Annotated in this window: 15 protein-coding genes and 1 riboswitch; of the genes, 7 read left to right on the forward strand and 8 right to left on the reverse strand. The window is 63.3% G+C overall.

Annotation, left to right across the window (positions count from 1 at the left end):
* Positions 1-27: 27 nt before the first annotated feature.
* From ACZYTC_RS17230 to ACZYTC_RS17255, 6 genes are all read right to left on the reverse strand, one after another.
* Entirely contained in the window at positions 28-1,893 is a 1,866-nt protein-coding gene (locus ACZYTC_RS17230; protein ID WP_488990167.1) for a BTAD domain-containing putative transcriptional regulator, read from the reverse strand.
* A 612-nt stretch (positions 1,894-2,505) separates the two neighbouring features.
* On the reverse strand, positions 2,506-4,473 hold the full coding sequence (locus ACZYTC_RS17235; protein ID WP_434959267.1) for a BTAD domain-containing putative transcriptional regulator: 1,968 nt from the start codon (positions 4,471-4,473) through the stop codon (positions 2,506-2,508).
* A gap of 411 nt (positions 4,474-4,884) precedes the next feature.
* Positions 4,885-8,109 (reverse strand): efflux RND transporter permease subunit, encoded by a 3,225-nt coding sequence (locus ACZYTC_RS17240; protein ID WP_441772938.1) that lies wholly within the window; start codon positions 8,107-8,109, stop codon positions 4,885-4,887.
* Positions 8,110-8,124: 15 nt separating this feature from the next.
* The gene (locus ACZYTC_RS17245) at positions 8,125-9,291 is read right to left on the reverse strand and encodes an efflux RND transporter periplasmic adaptor subunit (RefSeq protein ID WP_488990168.1); all 1,167 of its coding nucleotides are present in this window, start codon (positions 9,289-9,291) and stop codon (positions 8,125-8,127) included.
* 423 nt (positions 9,292-9,714) lie between these two features.
* Positions 9,715-11,031 (reverse strand): UDP-glucose dehydrogenase family protein, encoded by a 1,317-nt coding sequence (locus tag ACZYTC_RS17250; RefSeq protein ID WP_434959264.1) that lies wholly within the window; start codon positions 11,029-11,031, stop codon positions 9,715-9,717.
* A gap of 115 nt (positions 11,032-11,146) precedes the next feature.
* Complete coding sequence (locus tag ACZYTC_RS17255; RefSeq protein WP_441772940.1) at positions 11,147-11,701, reverse strand: histidine phosphatase family protein; 555 nt, start codon at positions 11,699-11,701, stop codon at positions 11,147-11,149.
* Between the two features lie 132 nt (positions 11,702-11,833).
* Positions 11,834-11,979, forward strand: a riboswitch (cobalamin riboswitch).
* A 30-nt stretch (positions 11,980-12,009) separates the two neighbouring features.
* Here ACZYTC_RS17255 and ACZYTC_RS17260 point away from each other — a divergent pair.
* The 7 genes from ACZYTC_RS17260 to ACZYTC_RS17290 all read left to right on the forward strand — a co-directional run bounded on the left by ACZYTC_RS17260 (position 12,010) and on the right by ACZYTC_RS17290 (position 19,905).
* On the forward strand, positions 12,010-12,222 hold the full coding sequence (locus ACZYTC_RS17260) for a CbtB domain-containing protein (protein WP_068284091.1): 213 nt from the start codon (positions 12,010-12,012) through the stop codon (positions 12,220-12,222).
* Between the two features lie 18 nt (positions 12,223-12,240).
* Positions 12,241-13,005 carry a CbtA family protein gene (locus tag ACZYTC_RS17265; protein ID WP_441772941.1) on the forward strand — a complete coding sequence of 255 codons (765 nt, stop codon included), beginning with the start codon at positions 12,241-12,243 and terminating at the stop codon, positions 13,003-13,005.
* A gap of 468 nt (positions 13,006-13,473) precedes the next feature.
* Positions 13,474-14,070 (forward strand): J domain-containing protein, encoded by a 597-nt coding sequence (locus ACZYTC_RS17270; protein WP_434959261.1) that lies wholly within the window; start codon positions 13,474-13,476, stop codon positions 14,068-14,070.
* Positions 14,071-14,364: 294 nt separating this feature from the next.
* Positions 14,365-15,351, forward strand: coding sequence for a cobaltochelatase subunit CobS (cobS, locus tag ACZYTC_RS17275; RefSeq protein WP_149252575.1), 987 nt, complete (start codon positions 14,365-14,367; stop codon positions 15,349-15,351).
* A 136-nt stretch (positions 15,352-15,487) separates the two neighbouring features.
* Positions 15,488-17,377, forward strand: coding sequence for a cobaltochelatase subunit CobT (gene cobT / locus ACZYTC_RS17280; RefSeq protein ID WP_434959754.1), 1,890 nt, complete (start codon positions 15,488-15,490; stop codon positions 17,375-17,377).
* Entirely contained in the window at positions 17,374-18,549 is a 1,176-nt protein-coding gene (locus ACZYTC_RS17285) for a rhomboid family intramembrane serine protease (protein ID WP_488990169.1), read from the forward strand. The genes cobT and ACZYTC_RS17285 overlap by 4 nt, the downstream gene beginning before the upstream one ends.
* 303 nt (positions 18,550-18,852) lie before the next feature.
* Positions 18,853-19,905: an alpha/beta hydrolase family protein gene (locus tag ACZYTC_RS17290; protein ID WP_488990170.1), complete on the forward strand. Its 1,053-nt coding sequence runs from the start codon at positions 18,853-18,855 to the stop codon at positions 19,903-19,905.
* Between the two features lie 81 nt (positions 19,906-19,986).
* Here ACZYTC_RS17290 and ACZYTC_RS17295 read toward each other — a convergent pair whose 3' ends face one another.
* Both ACZYTC_RS17295 and ACZYTC_RS17300 read right to left on the reverse strand, forming a co-directional pair.
* On the reverse strand, positions 19,987-20,736 hold the full coding sequence (locus tag ACZYTC_RS17295) for an SDR family NAD(P)-dependent oxidoreductase (protein WP_434959258.1): 750 nt from the start codon (positions 20,734-20,736) through the stop codon (positions 19,987-19,989).
* A gap of 139 nt (positions 20,737-20,875) precedes the next feature.
* Positions 20,876-21,169, reverse strand: a complete 294-nt coding sequence (locus tag ACZYTC_RS17300) for an ArsR/SmtB family transcription factor (RefSeq protein WP_434959257.1) — start codon at positions 21,167-21,169, stop codon at positions 20,876-20,878.
* Position 21,170 lies beyond the last annotated feature (1 nt).

The following is a 21,170-nucleotide window of genomic DNA, read 5'->3' on the forward strand; positions in this document are numbered from 1 at the left end:
TAAAATTAAGAAGAAGCATCTTGCAAACTAGGTTATTCCAGCCACTCTAAGTCCACGAACAATGATATCTTTCATGTTTCCTTTCTTGTCTGGTGTAAGATTTACAACATCTGATGCGACTATCCCAGGATACATGTCCTTCAAACGCGCTCCATAGCTCCTGGCGATTGCCTTATTGCCGAGATTACCATGACATATTGCAAGTATCCTCAAGACGGACTGATCGTTCTCCATTTTGCCGCACATGTCGATCGCTCCATCGAAGTCCTCGCGAAAATAAGCGATCGTGGCTCCGCCCCACCAATAGCGGTCGGGCGGGAACGGGTTGAGCTCGATTGCGCGCTGAAACCTCTGCCAGCCCGCATCCGGATCACCCAGATGCGCCAGGGTATCACCATGCGATTCCAACAGGTCGGCCGAATTCGGATTGAGTGTTTCAGCCTCCAGGAATTGCTCCGCCGCCTTGTCATAGTCGCGCTGGTGCAGCGCAATCACCGCCGACATCCAATGACCGACGCTGTTGCCTGCATCGATGCTGATTGCCGCTTCGGCTTCGCGACGGGCCTGCATCAAGAGTGAAGGATCGTTCGCTCCCAGCATTAGCCACTCCAGCTGCAGCGCATTGGAGACCGCGCCCCGTGCGGCAGCGAAATCCATATCTGCGGCCGCCGCCTTCTGAAACTCCACTCGCGCGCGCCGCAGACCCGGCAGGTCGCAATTCTTGAACAGGAGATGCCCTTCGAGATAGTGCCGATAGGCAAGCGGCTTGGGATCCGCCCGCAGGCGATCCAGTTGGTCCCGCTCGATTTCACTCGCCAGTGTCTTCGCGATCCGATGCGAAATCATGCGGAAGGCGACGACCAAGTCCTCCAGTCCCACCTGATATTCCGCCGCCCAGATGATCTCGTCGCCGGGATTGCGGGTCAGCCGCAGGGCCATCTTCTGGCTCCCGGGCACCAGAAAGCCGGTGACGAGATAGCCCGAGCGCAGGGCGGCCAGCCTTTCACGGTCCCCGGTATCGGCTACACCGAAACTGCTGTGAGGCGCGGTCACCGCAAAGGTGGCGTGACGAGACAGATCATTGGCGATGTCCTCGATCAGCATGCGATAGAGGGGATGCAGGACTTCGCCCGGCCGCGGCTGCGGCGGAAACAGGGAAACACGCGGCAGGCCCAGTAGATTGCGCAACGCCGGTGGCGTCGGCGCGATCTGGCCGATCGTCCCCAACACCTCGGGTTCAGCAATGAACTGCAGCCGGGGACGAGGCGCGTTTGCCAGGATACGCCGCATCGTGGCCACCGTTTCCGGTCTGGGTTCGGTGCCCAGTTCCTTGCGCAACGTCTTTTTCAGATCGTCGAAGACACGGCTGGCCTCCTCGACATCCCCGATCCGCCCATAGGCTTCCATCAGCGCGCGGAAACTTTCCTCCCGCTCCGGCTCCAGCACCAGCATGCGCTCACCGATCTCGTCGATGTCGCTCTTCTTGGCGCGGGCGAACTGTGTCATCTCCATGAGCACGTCGCCAGCCAGTGCCAGGACTTGGCGGCGAAAGCGTTCGCGCTCGCTCCGGAACCATTGCGACAGGTCGGGACCGCCACTATCGAGCGTATCGAGCAGGTCTCCCCTTACCAGCCGGACGACGGCGACGCGCTCGGCCAGGACCTGAGATTTGCGGCGTGCCATGATCTGGGCGAGGTCGCAGTACCTGACACCAGGCCCGGCCATCAGATTGGAGCCTTCCACTTCGATCAGCGGCTCGTCCAGCGGCCAGAACCTGTTGATGCGGGCCAGCAATTGCCGGAGATTGGTGAGGGCCTTTTCCTCGGGTGCATCGTCCCACAGCAGCGCGGCAATCGTCTGCCGGCTCATCCGCCGACTGCCGCCGAGCAACAATATGGCGATGAGAACATAGCCCTTGCCCGGAAACACGCCCTCCATCGGTTTGGCCACATGCGGCACGCCCACCAGATGAAGAACAATGTCGTCCTCAGAGTCCATTCGACTATCCTCGCCCCGGGAGTCCGGCCCGGCATCCTGTGCATGCCGCCACCACTTGCCAGATCCCCGCCGTTCCCATCACAGATCTCATGGCTCGGGATGAGAACCTTCGGGCCATGCCCGACATATGCGTTGTATATACTACTTGTTCGTCAAACACATCGAAGTCAACAAGCTCAACTTATTTCCGTGTCAGACTTCACGTCCGAGTCACAGAGAAACGGCATCATAAATATCACATCGCATTCGATCAGGAAGTTCATTTGGAAAATGACGACGGACCGCCTCCATCATACGAATCTCCTCAATTATGTGACTAATCTCAAAAATCAAAAGTCAAACTCAAATCACATCTAAAAATAAAATAATCGAACAAAGCTCGAAACAGGAAAATATCGAGCTTCATGCGATGACAATACATTTAAGGAAGGTGACGGTCCGAAACTTCGCGCGCGCGTCAGCCCCGCTGATCTCTTCTTGAATCCAAGCCGTCGGCCAGTTCGTTCCTCAGGAAAGCCCGGCGAGGCGCAGGCCCTGAGCGCAGAACTCAATATCCTCCTGGCGGCGATCCGGCGCCAGCCTGGCGAGGTCCAGGGCGGACATGCCCGGATAAGTATCCATGACACGCCGCCCATAGTGGCGGGCCATCACGGAGTCACCGACGAAGCCATGGCACATCGCCAGCACCCGCATGGCCGATTCATCATTCTCCATCCGGGCGCACAGCTCGATCGCCTCCTCGAAGCGGCGGCGGCGGATGGCGATGGTTGCGCCGAACCACCAGTAATAGTCCGGCGGGAAAGGATTGAGCTCCAGGGACCGCTGGAAGCGTTCCCAACCCAGTTCCGGCTCGCCAAGGTGGGAAAGCGCATCGGCATGATGAACCAGGAGATCGGCTGAATGCGGATTGAGCGCCTCCGCCTCCATGAATTTCTCGGCGGTATAGTCGAAATCATGCTGGTAGAGCGCCACCACGGCCGACATCCAGTGCCCGGTGCCGTGGCCGGGATCGATCGTCATCGCCAGATTGGCTTCCGCGCGGGCCTGGTTGAGCAGGGATGGATCTGTCCCACCCAGCATCAGCCATTCGAGCTGCAAGGTCTGGGCGATGCGGGCACGCGAGGGCGCGAAATCCCCGTCCTCCTCGGTCGCCAGCTTGAACTCGGCACGCGCGCGGCGCAGCCGGGCGAGATCGAAACTGTGCAGCCGGGCCTGGCCTTCGAGATAATGGCAATAGGCAGCCGGCTTGGGATCGGCGCGGGAGCGATCGAGCTGGTCGCGTTCGATCTCGTTGGCAAGGGTGGCGGCGATCTGCCGGGTGATCAGCCGGAAGGAAAGCGCCAGCCGCTCGGGCGAAACCAGATATTCGGCAGCCCAGACGATCTCCTCGTCCGGCTGGCGCGTCAGCCGGAGCGCCATGCGCTCGCTGCCCGGCACCATGAAGCCGGTAATCAGATAGGCGCTGCGCAAGGCGGCCCAACGCCCTGCATCGCCCGCGTCCGCGACACGGAAGCTGCTGTGCGGCGCCAACACGGCGAAGGTACGGTGACGCGACAGATCGTTGGCGACGTCCTCGATCAGGGCCCTATGCAGGGGATCCAGCATGCGGCCCGGTATCGGGCGCGGCGGAAACAGCGCCACGCGCGGCAAGCCCGGGAGGCGAGGTGCAGCCGTGCTCGCCAAGACCAGACGCTCGTCGGGCGCATTGCGCGCCTCACCGACCACCTGCACCCGCGGCTGCGGCGCACTGGCGAGGATACGACGCAAAGTGGCGACGGTCTGGGGCCGGGGCTCCGCCCCGAATTCGCGGTGAAGCATGTCGGTCAAGGCGGCATGAACCCGATTCACCGCCGGAATATTGCCGTTCCGGCCATAGGCTTCGATCAGGACGCGATAGCTCTCCTCCCGCTCCGGCTCGAGCGCGAGCATGACCTCGCCGATCAGGTCGATTTCTCGATCGGGCGCGCGACCATAGCGCGTCATCTCCACCAGGACTTCGGTGGCCAAAGCCAACACGACGCGACGGAAGCGTTCACGCTCGCTGCGGAACCATTGGGAAAGTTCGGGACCGCCCGAATCGATGCTATCGAGAAAATCGCCCTTGGCGAGCAGGACGGCCTGCATCTTCTCGGCCAGCACACCCGATTTCGACAGCCGCAGGATCGCGGCAAGATCGCTACGGTCCGCGCCCGGCCCGGCCGCGAGATGGGGGCCGCTGGTTTCCACCAGCGGATCGGCATAGGGCCACATCCGATGGATACGGACGAGAAGCTGACGCAGGTTGGTAAGCGCCTTTTCCTCGGGTGCATCGTCCCAAAGCAGGGCGGCGACAGCCTGGCGGCTCATGCGCAGGTTGCTGGCCAGCAGCAGCATGGCGACAAGCACATAGCCCTTGGCGGGAAACACCCCCTCCCCCGTCACCGTGAGATGGGGAATACCGACCAGGCGAAGGGCTATGAAGGGCTTGTCATCCATCCAGTTCACCACGACCTCGGCGCCTCTCGCGAAGCGCAGCGTTACGAAGTCTCGATGCCGGGGATCATGCGCAAAATGCCATACGCAACCACACGTCAAGATGACGCTGGCGCCAATCTTCCCGTCATCGAGACCCAGGCCGGATGAACTGCCCCAGGCCGACAAAGCTGCCGAGGCCCACGTACATCTGAGTATCGTCAGGGCGAGCCGCGTCATGCCGCGAAACCGCACTGCGAGGCTGAGAATGGGCAACATCGTGTGGCGAGTCAATCAAACGGAGAGAAAAGCCCCTTCGATCGACCAACTCTTACTACCATATTACCTCAAAAGCGATTTGACAGCTTTGTTCTGCCACGCGACGGGCCGACATGTCGGCCCGCCAATGCCGGAGCCATTGGATCGGAGCAGGCCTCAACTGCCTTCCGGCTCGTTCATCGTCGCCGGAATCACTGTCGAGGGCTTGGGCTTCTCACGGAAGAGCATGCGCACGATCAGGCGAATGGTGACGTAGAACACCGGCGTGAGGAAGAGGCCGAGGAAGGTCACTCCACTCATGCCGAAGACGACCGCCGTGCCGATGGCCTGGCGCAGTTCCGAGCCCGGACCGGTGGCGATCATCAGCGGCACGGCGCCGAGGATGAAGGCGAAGGAGGTCATCAGGATCGGCCGCAGGCGCAGCCGGCAGGCCTCGACCACCGCCTGCCAGGGCGTATCGCCATGGTCTTCGCGCTGGCGCGCGAACTCCACGATCAGGATGGCGTTCTTGGCGGCGAGGCCGATCAGCATGACGAAGGAAATCTGCGTCATGATGTTGTTGTCCATCACCTTGAACCACCAGCCGCCGAACAGAGGCAAACCGCGAGCCATGCCGCCGAGCAGCGCCGCCAGGATGGAAAGCGGCACGATCAGGATGATGGCGAGCGGCAGCGACCAGCTTTCATATTGGGCAGCCAGGAACAGGAAGACGAACAGCACGGCGATGCCGAACACGAAATAGATCGTGTTGCCCACCGAGCGCTCCTGGAAAGCGATCTCGGTCCACTCATAGCCGACCCCTGGCGGTAGTACCTCGGCGGCTGCTTTTTCCATCAGGTCGAGCGCCGTGGTGGAGGATACGCCGGGCATGCCCGAGCCGCTGATATAGATGGCCGGGTAAAGATTGTGGCGCATCACCGTATCAGGGCCGGTGCGTTCCTCGAAGGAGATCAGCGAACCCAGCGGCACCAGGGCGCCGGTGGTGCTGCGCACCTTCAGGCGGGCGAGGTCTTCCTTGTTGAGGCGGTCACGCCCTTCGGCTTGGGCATTCACCTGGAAGGCCCGGCCCAGCCGCGTGAAATCGTTGACATAGGCCGAACCGACATAGACCTGCATGGCCTCGAAGATGTTGCCGATCGGCACGTTGAGCATGCGCGCCTTGACGCGGTCGACATTGACGAAGAGCTGCGGCCCGTTGTTGGACAGCGTGGTGTAGACCTGCGTGAGGCCCGGCGTCTGGTTGGCCTTGCCGATCAGGGCATTGGCGGCCTGCATCAAGGCTTCCGGCCCGACGCCGCCGCGATCCTGTACCTGCATCTTGAAGCCGGCGCCGGTGCCGAGGCCCTGGATGGTGGGCGGCGGAATCACGAAGACGAAGCCCTCCTCGATGGCGAAGACGCGCTTTTGCAATTCGCCCACGATGGCCTGCGCCGACAAGCCTTCCTTCAGGCGTTCGTCGAACGGCTTGAACGGCACGAAGATGGTGGCGGCATTGGAGGCGGCGGTGAAGGTCGCGCCCGAAAAGCCGGCCACGCCGATGACATGGGCGACGCCCGGGCTGCCCGCCGCAATCTGCTGGGCCTTGCGCACCACCGCGTCGGTGCGCTCCAGCGAGGCGCCGTCAGGCAATTGCACCACCACGATGGCATAGCCCTGGTCCGAGTCCGGCACGAAGCCGGTCGGCACCCGGGTATAGACGTGCCAGGTGGCAAAGAGCAGGCCGCCATAGATGAGAAGGAATACCAGCTTATGGCGGGCGGCAAAGCCCACCGTGCCGCCATAGCCACGCGACAGCCTGTCGAAGCCACGGTTGAAGGCATCTCCCGCTCCCCGCAGCCAGCGCAGCAGGAAGAACCGGCTCTTGTGATCGGCATCGTGCGGCTTGAGCAGGAGGGCGGCGAGCGCAGGCGACAGGGTCAGTGAGTTGAAGGCCGAGATCACCGTGGCCGCCGCGATGGTCACCGCGAACTGCTGATAGAACAGACCAGAGATGCCAGGAATGAAGGCCGTGGGCACGAACACCGCACACAGCACCAGGGCGATGGCGATCACGGCGCGGCCGACCTCGTCCATGGTGACATGGGCAGCCCGATTGGGCGTCATGCCATCATGAATGTTGCGCTCGACATTCTCCACCACCACGATGGCGTCGTCGACCACGATGCCCACCGCCAGGATCAGCCCGAACAGAGTGAGCATGTTGAGCGAGAAGCCGAGCCCCGCCATCACCGCAAAGGTGCCGATGATCGAGACGGGAATGGCGATGATCGGGATGATCGCCGCCCGCCAGGACTGCAGGAAGACGAAGACGACGATCACCACCAGCACAATCGCCTCAAAGAAAGTCTCGTAGACGGCCTCGATGGAGGCCGAGACGAATTCGGTGGGGTTGTAGACGATGGAATATTTCAGTCCCGGCGGAAACGCCTTGGCGAGATCGTCCATCTTAGCCTTGACGCGATCGGCGGTGGCCAGCGCGTTGGAGCCAGGCCGCTGCAGCACGGCGATGCCGACGGTGGACTGGCCGTCGAGATAGAGGTTGGAACTGTATTGCTTGGCGCCAACCTCGACGCGGGCGACATCCCTCAGCTTCAGCAGGCGGCCGTCCGGCGTCGATTTGATGATCACGTTCCGGAATTGCTCGGCGTCCTGGAAGCGGCCCAGGGTGGTGACCGTGATCTCGCTGGTGGTGTTGTTGGGCGAAGGCTGGGCGCCGAGCGTGCCCCCCGAGACCTGGACGTTCTGCTCGCGCAGGGCCTGCACGACATCGCCGGCGGTCAGGTCGAAACTGGCCAGGCGGTTCGGATCGAGCCAGACGCGCAGCGACGGCTCGCGCAGGCCGAAGGCGAAGGTCGAGCCGACGCCGTCGACGCGGGCGAGGATGTCGTTGACGTTGAGGATGGCATAATCGGAGATGCCATAGTCGCTGAGCGAATTATCCGGCGAATAGAGCGTGACGATCAGCAGGAAGTCTGAGGAGGACTTGTTGACCGTGATGCCCAGCGCCCGCACCTCGGCCGGGAGGCGCGGCTCGGCAGAGGAGACACGGTTCTGCACCTGCACCTGGGCGATGTCGAGATCGGTGCCGGTAGCGAAGGTGACTGTGATCTGCAGCGAGCCGTCGTTGGTGGCCTGGGATGTCTGGTAGATCATCCCCTCCACGCCGTTGATCGACTGCTCCAGGGGTGCGGCCACCGTTTCGGCGATGGTCTGGGCATTGGCGCCGGGATAGGTGGCGTTGATCACCACGGTCGGTGGGGCGATCTGCGGGAACTGCGCGATCGGCAGTCCGACATAGGAGACGAGCCCGATCACCACCGTGACGATCGAAACGACGGCGGCAAAGATCGGGCGGTCGACGAAGAAATGGCCGAATTTCATGAGCTGCGCTCCCGATCAGTTCGCGTCGGGAACGAGCGTCTCAGGCACGTCCAGCTTGGTGGGTTGCGGCACGACCTCGCCGCCCGGGCGGGCTCGCATCTGGCCATTGATCAGCACCTGGTCCTCGGGCTTGAGGCCCGACTTGATCACGCGGAAGCTGCCGAATTTCGGGCCCAGTTCTACCGGGCGGATATTGGCGATCTTGTCGGTGCCGACAACGATGACATAGCGCCCTTGTGCCGACTGGCCCACCGCCACATCGGGCACGACCAGCGCCTCATAGGGCTCGCCGATGGTGATGCGAACGCGCCCGAACAGGCCGGAGGTGAGGAAGCCGTCGGCATTGGCGATCTTGGCACGCGCCGTGACGGTGCCGGTCTGGGCGTCGACCTGCGGTGCGAGATAGTCGAGCGTACCCTTGTGGGAGAAGGTCTTCTCGTCCGACAGACCGATCTCGGCCGTCAGCGCGGGCTCGGTGCCACCAGCATCCATCTTGTGCTTGGAGGCCCGCTGATAGGCAAGGTAGCTCGCCTCGTCGAAGTCGAAGTAGAAATAGATCGGGTCGACAGCGACGATCGACACCAGGGGCGAGGTCGAGTTGGCTACCACCAGATTGCCGCGCGATACCAGCTGACGGGCGATCCTGCCCGAGATCGGTGCGGCGATGGTGGCATAGTTGAGGTCGAGCTTGGCCGTTGCCAGTGCCGCGTTGGCCGAATCGATCGAGGCCGCCGCTTCCTGATAGGCCTGGAGGTTGGCCTGGTAGGTGGCATCGGTAACGTTGCCGGTCTTCCTCAACGCCTCGGCGCGCGCCAGATTGGCCTTGGTCAGGTCGATCCTGGTCTGCGTGATCTTCACCTGGGCGGCCGCCTGGTCGACCGCGGCCTGGAACGGGCGCGGATCGATCGAGAACAACACGTCGCCCTCCTTGACGAGGGACCCTTCCACGAAGCTCGACTTGTCGAGATAGCCGGTGACACGCGAGGTGATGTTCACCTGCGGCCAGGCCTGGAAACGACCGGTGAACTCGACCGATTCTGTGATCTTGCGACTGACCGGATTGGCCACCGTCACCGGCATGGCCGGCATTTGCTGGGCGAGCGCGGTGCCCACCCCCTCGAGGGCCGCCAAAGCCAGTACGCCGGCGGCCAGCCGACCTATTTTGCGACGCAACCTCGACATGAACATCCTCGCAAGCAAGCGCCTCAGCCAAACCGCCCACATGGCTAATGGCCTTGTCGCGGGCACTGGAGCTGGCGTCTGAAAATCCTGCAGGATTTCCCAGCCTGCACCCATCAGGGCAGGTTCGGAGATCCTGTTCAGCGCTCGGCCGGCCGGAATCGGGGCAGAATCGCCGTGTGGGCCTTATAGTATGATAATTCTCACCGCTTTGATCCAATCAAGATCGCCGCCCTGCAACCGTGAGTTGGGACTTGATGCAAATCCGCAACAGGCCCGCCGCTTCTCGCGCCGGTACCTGACGCCGGCGGACCCACATTCCGGCCATTTACAAGCCAGGCGCATCAATCCCTTCCCGAAACGGGCGGGGTTTAACCCTGTCCTGGGAGCCGCACCGGGCCTGAGCCAAGCTCGCCCGCAAAAAGGTCAGGGTGTCGTCCCCTCGCGCCCGATGCTCTCATAGCGAAAGCCGTGCCGCTTCATGTCGTCGAGCCGGTAGATGTTGCGCAGGTCGACGATCACCGGCCGCGTGAGCAGGCTTTTGACCCGTTCGAGGTCAAGCGCCCGAAACTCGTCCCATTCGGTGACGATCACGGCAACATCGGCCCCGTCGAGGCAATCATAAGCGCTGGAGCGATAATCGACATCGCTGAGGGTCTTGTGCGCCTCCTCCATCGCCTGGGGATCGTAGGCGCGCACCCGGGCGCCCTTGTCCTGCAGGGCGAGCACGATCGGGACCGAGGGGCTGTCGCGCATGTCGTCGGTGTTCGGCTTGAAGGCGAGGCCGAGCAGGGCCACCGTCTTGCCGGCGATGTTGCCGTCGAGGGCCGCGATGACGCGGCGTGCCATCGCCGCCTTGCGGGCATCGTTGACGCCAACCACCGCTTCGACGATGCGCAAGGGCACGCCATGTTCCTGGCCGGTGCGCAGCAGCGCCAGCGTATCCTTGGGAAAGCACGAGCCACCGAACCCCGGACCCGCATGCAGGAATTTGGAGCCGATGCGGTTGTCGAGGCCGATGCCGCGCGCCACTTCCTGCACATTGGCGCCGGCCTTCTCGCACAGATCGGCGATTTCGTTGATGAAGGTGACCTTGGTCGCCAGGAAGGCGTTGGCGGCATATTTGATCAGTTCGGAGGTGCGTCGGTCCGTAAACAGCAACGGCCCCTGATTGAGATGGAGCGGGCGATAGACCTCGGCCATCGCCTCCTTGGCCCGCTCTTCCTCCGTGCCGACCACGATGCGGTCCGGACGCTTGAAATCCTCGATCGCCGCGCCCTCGCGCAGGAATTCAGGGTTTGACACCACGCTTACATCGGCGTCCTGACGGACTTCGCGGATCAGCCTCTCGACTTCGTCGCCGGTGCCGACCGGTACGGTCGACTTGGTAACCACCACGGTGAAGCCTTCGACCGCCGCCGCGATCTCCCGCACCGCGCCATAGACATAGGATAGATCCGCATGCCCGTCGCCGCGGCGCGAGGGTGTGCCGACGGCCAGGAACACCACGGCGGCATCGCGGACGGCGGGCGCAAGCTCGGTGGTGAAGGACAGGCGCTTCTCACGCACATTGCGGGCCACCAGATCCTCGAGGCCCGGCTCGTAGATCGGCATGCGGCCGGCCAGCAGGCCCTCGATCTTGGCTGGATCCTTGTCGACGCAGGTGACGACATGGCCGAAATCGGCGAGGCAGGCCCCCGTCACCAGGCCGACATAACCCGTACCGATCATTGCAACGCGCATGACATCAATCCTGTTTGGACGACCAATCCGTCAGACGCGTGTCTACAAAAGGCCCGGCGACATGCCAATGACGAAAAAAGAGAGGAACTCCGTTGGAGGGCCCTGCTCAACGCCTCTATGCCTTCAACCGCAGCGACCAGCCCCGGCCGGATGGCCTGAGATCGGCTGTCGCCAATGGGGCGGCATCGATACGCCAGAAGGAACGAGCCTCGGCCCCGAGGGCGTGAACGACCGCGGCGCGCAGCACCGAAGCGTGGGTAACGGCGAGCGTATACCCCTCGAACCGCCTGCCATCGAGCCAGGCGCCGACCCGCGCAATCAGGGTTGCAACACTCTCTCCGCCATGCGGGCAGGCATCCGGATCGGTCAGCCATGCCCGGAGCGCCTCGGGTTCGGCGGCCGCTACCGCGTCCAGGGCAAGCCCTGCCCAGCGGCCATGATCGCATTCGCGCAGGGCTTCATCGACCTCAGGATCATGGCCGAGGGCCTGCGCGGTCTGGCGAGCCCTGAGCGCCGGGCTGCTCAGGATGCGGGCCGGCCTGCCGAAATGCCCTTCCAGCTTCCGCGCCGCAGCCAGCCCTCTTGCATCGAGCGCCTCATCGAGGGGAAAACCCGCTGCGCGCACCGCAGGCGTAGCCCCATGGCATAGCAGGATCAGGCGTGGTGTCATGACGGCAGTTCCCAAGACTTAGAGTGCATGATTCGACCGAACCAATCGGATCATGCTCCCTAAGTTTTTGTTTCAACGCATGGTATCGTCCAAAAAGTCGCGCAACTTATGCTCTAAGTCGCTTCCGGAATATTGACATGTTCGTGACTTGGGCTCTTATGGAAGGGCTTTGCCAAGGGTGGGAAGCCGGTGTGAATCCGGCACGGTCGCGCCACTGTGAACGGCGGCGCTTGGGCGCCGTCCGGAAGTCAGACCTCTTCCAAGGCAGCATGACTCGTAGCGGGACGCGTAATCCCAAGGAGCTTTTCATGACCACCGCAACTCTGGCACCCGTCGCCCAGCAGCCGATCGCCATCCCGGTCCGCGAGATCTTGCCCTGGGCGCTCTTCACCGTGCTCCTGGCCGTACTCGCCATTTATTTCGTCGGCGCCGAGCAAGGCGCGACCTCGCTGATTCCCGGCGTCTACATCCACGAATTCGTGCACGACGCTCGCCATCTGCTCGGCTTCCCCTGCCACTAGGGCGCATAGGCAAACGACATGGTTAGATCGCTTTTGATCCGGGGGATGCTGATCGGCATCCTGGCCGGACTGTTGGCGTCTGGCTTCGCCTGGGTCTTCGGTGAACCACAGGTCGATGCCGCTATCGCCTATGAGGAAAGCCACGCGGTCGCCGCCGCACCGGCGCCATCCGCAACGCCGGCAACCTCCCAGCCGGCCGCAGCACATGAACATGAGGAAGACCCGGTCAGCCGGCCGGTGCAGTCCAGCTACGGCCTCATGACCGGCATGGTCGTCTATGGCGCAGCCCTCGGCGGCATCTTCGCTTTGGTCTTCGCCTTCGCGCAGGGACGGATCGGCACGCTCAGCCCGCGCGCGACAGCAGGGGTGATCGCGCTCGTCGGTTTTGCCGCCATCATGCTGGTACCGCAGATCAAATATCCGGCGACGCCGCCGGCCGTTGGCAATCCCGACACGATCGGCCTGCGGACCGCCTTTTATTTCGGCATGATCCTGCTCTCCCTGCTGACGATGGCGGCCGCCCTGGGCACGGCGAACCGGCTCGCCGCCAGCCTCGGCCGCTGGAACGCCAACTTGGTGGGGGCTGCCGCCTATCTGGTGGTGATGGTGGTCGCCATGCAGATTCTGCCGGCCGTCAACGACATCCCGGCGGATTTCTCGGCCACGGTGCTATGGAAGTTCCGCGTTGCCTCGCTCGGCATCCATGCCGTGCTATGGGCAACGCTCGGGATCGCTTTCGGCGTTGCAGCACAGAAGCTGCTGCAAACCTCCGCCAGCCGCTGAAAAAGGCCAACCGACCACGTCAAACGTCGCATTTTTACAACACCGGCCCGGTTTTGGGCCGGTTTTCAAAATTTCGTTCATTTCGCACTTGCGAAATGAACGCATCAGGATCACTCTACGGACGTGGTGGATGCGCGTTTGCGCTCCCCCACTGCCCTCCTTGGGCGTTTCCTCCCTAAGACTTGGGCCGCCATTCGGCGGCCTCTTTCTTTTTCGGGTCGGCAGACCCCATATTTCAAAATCTGCAGCGGCATTCCGCCTCAATTAACCCCAGAGCAAAGCGCGTTCAGGTATGAACGCTTGTTTGCTCTCACTGTTTGGTTCCAAGCCAGTCCTTTGGATCGACTGGAGCGTCCTTGCGATTTGACATGCTTCACTCAAATTACAAAACGCTCTTGCGTCCAAGCTCATGCTTGCCCATTTGTGTTCACCCTCGCATAGTGTGTCATTATGGATCTGGACTCGCCCTTGTTTGATCGCATCCGGGTGCGCCCAAGGGCCGAAGAGGTCCAGCCGGCGAGCGTACAGCTATGCGAACATGCCGGCTGCCGAAACGCCGGTGAATTTCGCGCGCCCAAGGGGCGCAACCGCGAAGGCCAGTTCTGGCATTTCTGCCTGGGGCACGTTCGCGAATACAACAAGACCTACAATTATTTCGCAGGCCTGCCGGACGACTCGGTGAGCGCCTATCAGCGCGATGCCGCCACAGGCCATCGCCCGACCTGGACGATGGGCGTCAATCCCTGGGCCAAGAAGCGCGGCGAAGGGCCGCAACCTGGCCCGGAGATCCATGACGGCTTCGGCTTCTTCGAGGGCGAGCACGGCTTCGGACGCACGCAGAGTGCGCCGGAACCGGAAAGGCGACGCCTGAAATTGCTGGAACGCAAGGCCCTCGAGGCGCTCGATCTGCCGGAAACGGCCAGCGGCCCCGAGATCAAGGCACGCTACAAAACATTGGTCAAACGCCTCCATCCCGATGCCAATGGCGGGGACCGATCCAGCGAAGATAAATTGCGCGGGATCATCCAGGCCTATAATACGCTGCGTAGCGCTGGGCTCTGCTGAGCGCCCGCACCACCGGCGAGGCTTCCAGGTTTGGAGCGCGTTCCAATCCCGGGGATCCCCGCCCGACCTCGAGCAAAGCGCGTTTAGACGGAAACGCCTTTTTGCTCTAGCTCTTTGGTTCGACGCGTCTTTGCGATTCTTGGTGATTCCACCAAATCACAAAACGCTATGGAGACGACGCGGAATTTTCCATGCCCGCCTGGCGAGACTGGGAAATTCGGTGGGGCCAGTACCGCCGGCCCGCTGGAACTGATTGTCGGCTGCGCCGTCCTGGCGCCAGCCAAGGAAGGCATAATGACTGACGCAACGACACCGGCCAATCTGCCGGACATCATGGTTTCGGCCAAAAAGCTGTTTGGTTTCGACACGGATCTCGAAGTACCGGCCTATTCCCAGTCCTCCGACCACGTTCCGGACCTCGATACCGATTATCTTTTCGACAAGCCGACGACCCTGGCGATTCTGGCGGGCTTTGCCCATAATCGCCGCGTGATGGTGACGGGCTATCACGGCACCGGCAAGTCGACCCATATCGAGCAGGTCGCCGCCCGGCTCAATTGGCCTTGCGTTCGCATCAACCTCGACAGCCACGTCTCGCGTATCGACCTCGTCGGCAAGGACGCCATCGTTCTCAAAGACGGCAAGCAGGTCACCGAATTCCGCGACGGCATGTTGCCCTGGGCCCTGCAGAACAACATCGCCCTAGTGTTCGACGAATATGATGCCGGCCGCCCCGACGTGATGTTCGTGATCCAGCGCGTGCTGGAAATCTCCGGCAAGCTCACTTTGCTCGACCAGAAGCGCGTGATTCGCCCTCATCCGGCCTTCCGCCTGTTCGCCACCACCAATACGGTGGGCCTCGGCGACACGTCCGGTCTCTATCACGGCACCCAGCAGATCAACCAGGGCCAGATGGACCGCTGGTCGATCGTCACCACGCTGAACTATCTGCCGCATGACAAGGAAGTCGACATCGTGCTGGCCAAGGCCAAGCACTACCAGAAGAGCCCGAACGGCCGCGACATCGTCAACAAGATGGTGCGCGTGGCCGATCTCACCCGCAATGCCTTCATGAATGGAGACCTCTCCACCGTGATGTCGCCGCGTACGGTGCTGACCTGGGCCGAGAACGCCAATATCTTCCACGATATCGGCTTTGCCTTCCGGGTCACCTTCCTCAACAAGTGCGACGAGCTCGAACGCAGCCTCGTAGCCGAGTTCTACCAGCGCGCTTTCGGCGCGGAGCTGGCCGAGAGCTCGGTGAACGTCGCGCTGACGTAACATCGGGTGTGCCGGTCTGCCCAGCCCCATCAAGTGATGGAGCTGGACCGGCATTGCAGCGGCGCGGGCAAGAAATGCCGGTCTGAAGACCGGCACACCAACAGCGCCGACGCCCGCGCTCCCAGGATCGACAGGGATCATGACGACAAACCGCAAGCCCGGCGAAAAGCCCAAGGATGTTCCCAACGACGCCTTCAAGCGTTCGGTGGCCGGGGCCCTGCGCGCCATCGCCCGCAAGCCGGATCTCGAAGTGACCTTCGCTTCGGAAAAGCCGATGCTGATGGCGGACAAGGCGCGCCTTGCCGAGCCGCCGCGCAAGCTCGACGCCCATGTCGCGGCGATCGTGCGCGGCCAGGCCGATGCGATGGCCCTGCGGCTCGCCTGTCACGATCCGGCCGTCCATCGCCGGCATGCTCCCCAGAACGAGCAGGCGCGCAGCGTGTTCGATGCGGTCGAGCAGGCCCGTTGCGAGGCGATCGGCTCGCGCCGCATGACGGGCGTGGCCAACAACCTCACCGCCATGCTGGAGGACCGCTATTTCCGCGGCGGCAAATATGAGGACATCCGCGCCCGCGAGGAGGCTCCGGTCGAGGATGCCCTCGCTTTGATGGTGCGCGAGAAGCTGACCGGCCTCGCTCCGCCGGAGCCGGCCCGCAAGCTGGTGGATCTGTGGCGCCCGCTCATCGAGGAAAAGGCCGGCAAGGATCTGGCGCGCCTCGACAGCGTGATCGAGAACCAGCGCGCCTTCGCCCGCGCCATGAACGACCTCCTGACCCATATGGGCCTGTCCGAAGAGGCGCAGGCCGACACGGATGACTCCGACGATCGCGACAATGACGCCGAGAGCGAGCAGGAGGGCGAGAACCAGGAGAACCAGGGCGAGGTCCAGGACGATTCCGACTCCATGAAGCTCGAGGAAACCGAGACCGAGGACGAGGATTCCCAGGACGGCGAGACGCAGGATGCGGAGTCGCCCTCCTCCGACATGCCCGACGACACCGAGACCGGCGACGCCGAAGAGGCTGCCCAGCCCTGGCGGCCGCCCGAGCATCGCGACAACGAGCGGCGGGCCAGCGACTATCGCGCCTTCACCACCCGTTTCGACGAGATCGTCGAGGCGCCCGATCTGTGCGACCCCGAGGAGCTCGATCGCCTGCGCGCCTATCTCGACAAGCAGCTTTCCAGCCTGTCGGGCGTGGTGGCACGCCTGGCCAACCGGCTGCAGCGCCGCCTGATGGCCCAGCAGAATCGCTCCTGGGATTTCGATCTCGAGGAAGGCATGCTCGACCCGGCGCGACTGTCGCGCGTCATCATCGATCCGACCTCCGCCCTCTCCTTCATGCACGAGCGCGACACCGATTTCCGCGACACGGTGGTCTCGCTGCTGATCGACAATTCTGGCTCGATGCGCGGACGCCCGATCACGGTGGCGGCGACCTGTGCCGACATCCTTGCGCGCACGCTGGAGCGCTGCGGCGTGCGCGTGGAGATTCTCGGCTTCACCACCAGGGCCTGGAAGGGCGGGCAGTCCCGCGAGAGCTGGCTGCAAGCAGGCAAGCCGGCCTCCCCGGGCCGTCTCAACGATCTCCGGCACATCGTCTACAAATCGGCCGATGCGCCCTGGCGCCGCGCCCGCAAGAATCTCGGCCTGATGATGCGCGAGGGCCTGCTCAAGGAGAACATCGACGGTGAGGCGCTCGCCTGGGCCCATCAGCGCCTGCTCGGGCGCTTCGAAAGCCGGCGCATCCTGATGGTGATCTCAGACGGCGCCCCGGTCGACGATTCCACCTTGTCGGTCAACACCGGCAACTATCTGGAGCGCCATTTGCGCTGGGTGATCGAGGATATCGAGACCCGCTCGCCGGTGGAGCTGATCGCCATCGGCATCGGCCATGACGTCACGCGCTACTACAAGCGCGCCGTTACCATCGTCGACGCCGAGGAGCTCGGCGGCGTCATGACCGACAAGCTCGCCGAACTCTTCGAGGAGACCGGGTCGTCGGGCTCGCGCCGAGCGGCGGCGTGAGCTCCGGACAGCAATCCCTCTGGCATCGGGCCCTGTTCGGGCCGATGCCCCTGGCCTATCTCTTGGGCGCGATCTGCGGCGGGCTCTATCTCGTTGCGGTGCTGGCGACGGCCTGGTTCGCGGGCTCGCCCGAAAATCTGGGGCGGATACTCTGGCAGCCATCCCAGGAGATCCTCTACACGCTCGGTACCGGCGGCCAAGTCCCCTTCATGCAGGGGCGACTATGGACACTGTTCACCGCGCCCTACCTGCATGCCAGCCTGCCCCATCTGGCGCTGAACCTGTTCTCGCTGCTGCAGGTCATGCCGATGGTGGAGCGGAGCTATGGGCGGCTGCAGGCCTTCGTGATCTATGCCATCGGTGGAATTGCCGGAGCAGCCGCCTCGGTGCTGTGGGGCGAACCCTCTTCCCTCGGTGCTTCCGGGGCCGTGTTCGGCCTGCTCGGTGCCATCCTATTCTATGGCGCCCGACGCGGCGACGCCTTCGGCCGGGCCCTGATGACCAACGCCGCCTTCTGGGCGGCCCTCAATTTCCTCTATGGGCTGCTCAATCCCGGCATCAGCAATGCCGGCCATTTCGGCGGCTTTCTCGGCGGCCTGGCTGCGGCCATGCTCATCACCCGGCGCATCGGTCCCTTCCAGGAGCCTCGTCGCCTTGCCTTTACGCTGGCGAGCCTCGCTTTCCTGTCTCTGACCTTCGGGCTCGGCAACACAGCCTCGCTGGCCTGGCAATTCGGTGCCGATCGCCAGGGGCTGACAACGCGTCGCCTCGACGATCTGCAGGATCGGGCCAACCAGGCGCTCGCCGCTGACCCAAGCAATTTGGATGCCCTTCTCCTGCGTGCCAGTATCCTCGCCCAGCGCGACGACTATGTCGCCGCATTGCGCGATGTCGATATCGCCATCAAGGGCGGGCGCGACAACGCCGCGGTGCGGAATCTGAGGGCCTGGTCCCTGTTCGAGCTCGGGCGCGCCGAAGAAGGCCTGCCGGATGCCGATGCCGCTCTCAAGGCCGAACCGAATGACGCCGCCATTCTCGACACCCGCGCCCATATCTACGAAGCCCTGGGCCGGCGCGAAGAGGCGATCGCCGACTATAGGGCCGCCTTGAGCCAGGATCCGACGATAGCCGAAAGCCAGGCCGGCCTGAGACGGCTGACCAGCGAGGATTGAGGGCGCCTCGGCGCCGGGATATGACAATAGCCGCGCATTTTCTCAAACGTCTCATCCTCTAAGCGCTCTTGATCTCGCTGACGGTGGTCAGCACACGCCGCAAGACCCTCGCATCGCTGCAGAAGGCAGTCCCCTGCGCCGCATCGACCAAGGCAATCCCGCCAGTAAGTTGGCCCGGCCGCGTTTCCTGAAACGCATTCCGGGCGTAGCTGAACGCGATCGAGGTCGCGCTTGGCGGCGAAACATGCCCCTAGCCGTATCTCGATGCATTTGCAGGCATGCGACTACGGGGCCAGAATTTCGATGAAGGCATGGATCATGGTTTGGGCTGTCGCCCTTTGCGCCACGATGATGGCGCAGCAGGCGCCGGCCGCCGATGGCGGTGCCGGGGTCCGCCGGATTGCCGCTCCTTCCAGGGAGCGCGGCACCGATCTCGAGGTAACGGTATGGTATCCTGCGCAGCCTGGCGGCGAGCCTGTCGTGCTCGGTGACGGCGTGTTCTTCACGGGAACGCCCGCACGGCGCAACGCCCCCATCGCGCCGGGGAAATTTCCGCTGATACTGCTCTCCCATGGGGCCGGCCTGGCCGGCAATGCCCAAGCCCTGAGCTGGATTGCGGCCCCTTTGGCGGAGCAAGGCTTCGTGGTGGCGGCTCCCACCCATCCCGGCAATACCGGGGCGAACAGATCCGCCGCGGAAACGATGAAGCTCTGGCTCAGGCCCGCCGATATCAGCGACAGCCTGGATGCGATGGAGGCGGAGCCTTTCTTCAAGGATCATTTGAAAGCCGGCGACATCGGCGTTCTCGGCCTCTCCATGGGCGGCAATACGGCGCTGGCCCTGGCCGGCGCCCGTATCGATCCCAAGCTCCTGGCTGCTTATTGCGACACCGATCGGCTGAATCCGTCCCTCTGCGATTGGGTCCGGCAAAGCGGCGTCGACCTTCACGCCCTGGATCTGCAATCGGCTGGCCGGAATGGTCGGGACAGGCGCATCCGCTTTGCCATGGCGATCGACCCGGCTCCTATCGATGTCTTCGACTTCGCAAGCTTTTCGAGCATCGACATCCCGGTTGCCCTCGTCAATCTCGGCCGGGCCGAAAGCATTCCGCTGACGGCACAGGCCGCAAGGGTCGCAAAAGCCATCCCCGTCTCGACCTATGCGACGATCGCGGATGCCAGCCATTACAGCATGTTCGCGCTTTGCAAGCCGGGCGCGGCACAGATCGCCGAGGCGGAGAATGTGGGGGATCCGATCTGCTCGGACGGCGGGGGCCGGTCACGACAGGCTGTCCACGTCGACTTGATCGAAAGGGTGGTGGCCGGATTCAGCCGGGCATTGCGAACCGCCCCCTAGAGCACCGGTCCCGATCACGGAATTGGATGCATCGAGGGCGGAACACTCTAGCCGGCGTTCCGCCCTTCCCTGTCTCGATGCTTATCGGACACCGCCGGAGACGGCCAGCACCTCACCGGTCAGCCAGCCGGATTCGCCCGAGGCCAGGAAGACCGCGACAGGCGCGATGTCGCCGGGCTGGCCGATGCGTCCCAGCGGCGTCTGGGCCACGGTCTGGTTCTCCAGATCGCCGCCGATGAAGCCGGCGGCATGCACGCCCTCCGTCTCCACCATGCCGGGGTTGATCGAATTCACCCTGATCTTCTTGGGGCCGAGTTCCTTGGCCAACACCCGCGTGATCGAGGTCACCGCCCCCTTGGTGGCGGTGTAGACCGACGTGGCCGGGAAATTGACGTCGGTCGCAACCGAGCCGATATTGATGATGCTGCCGCCTTCGGGGCCGAAATGCTTCTCGGCCTCCTGGCTGGCGAGCAGCAGCCCAAGCACATTGGTGTTGAACTGGCGATGGAACTCGGCTTCCGTCACCTCTTCAAGCGGTGCAAAAGCGTAGACACCGGCATTGTTCACCAGCACGTCGAGCTGGCCATAGGCCTGCCTGGCCTCCGCGAAGATCTTCTTCACCTCCTCCGCCTTGGAGACGTCGCCCTTGACGGCGATCGCCTTGCCGCCCTTGGCGGTGATCTCGGCGACGACCTTCTCGGCTCCGTCCCGGCTCGAGGCATAGTTCACCACGACGGCGGCGCCCTCGGCCGCCAGGCTCTTTGCGATACCCGCGCCGATACCCTTCGAGGCACCGGTCACCACGGCCACCTTACCTGCCAATCTGCTCATTGAATGTCTCTTGGTTCGAATGACGATGTTTCGATATTTAGATAATCATCGAAGTGAAACAAGAGCGAGGGGATGCGAAATTCTGCTGGACGATTGCCACGGGTCCCTTTCGGTCATCGATGGGCAGGCGTCCGCAGGCTTAAAGGCTGGCCAGCTCGCGCAGATAGGCATCCAGCATCTCGCGCTTGAGCACGAGAGTGGCGAATTTGCCCTCGCGCACGATCTCGATGAGACCGGCGTTCTCGAGTTCCTTCATGTGATGGGAGAAGGTCGCCGGCGTGATCTCATGCTTCTGCAGCATGCAGGCGCAGGCCATCGAGCCGCCCTGCCCGGCGATTTCCTTGAGCATCTGAAAGCGGCGCGGCTCGGCCAGCGCCCTGGCGATCAGGGTGCATTGGCGCTCCGTCAGCGCGACTGGCGCGGTCATGGTCATG

It is taken from the genome of Labrys sp. F242, assembly GCF_057813875.1.